This window comes from Bacteroides sp. AM37-9 (genome assembly GCF_003603455.1).
Taxonomy (GTDB): domain Bacteria; phylum Bacteroidota; class Bacteroidia; order Bacteroidales; family Bacteroidaceae; genus Bacteroides; species Bacteroides xylanisolvens.
In genome coordinates, this window is the sequence record NZ_QTNF01000091.1 from 1 (window position 1) to 474 (window position 474).

General features: G+C 44.7%; 1 protein-coding gene. It reads right to left on the bottom strand.

Annotated elements, in window-relative coordinates; genetic code table 11:
* A partial coding sequence (locus DW862_RS26590) for an SLBB domain-containing protein (protein ID WP_243636529.1) occupies nucleotides 1-474 on the bottom strand: 474 nt, incomplete at both ends.

The window sequence follows — 474 nt, forward strand, 5'->3', positions numbered from 1 at the left end:
AATGAACTTCTTGCTCTTCTTCGCATTGTCTGAATAACCACCGGCCTGATTCAGGTAATAATCAATATTCTTACCAGCTATATAAGAAACGGTATTAGGAACCATGACAGCACCATTGATCGTGACCGTATTAGTATTCTTCGGAATGGAAATCACGTCACCCTCACGCAAGACAATATCCGCTGTACTGCCAGGATTCGCTAATGCTTTCTCCAAGTCAATACCAACACTAAAAGTATCTTCTACACGGACCCCCAAAGAATCCATCATAGCCTCACCCAACTGTCGACTCATCAAACGGATCACATCTCCCATACGTTTCTTCTCACCTGCAGTAGCGACACGAGTCAACTTGGCACCACGTAAGTAAGCATAATTCGTAGCACCTCCAGCTTTATTGATCAAATCTGAAAGGCGTTCTTCACGGCTGGTCATGGCGTATGAGCCTCCGAACAGGATTTCACCTTCAACAAC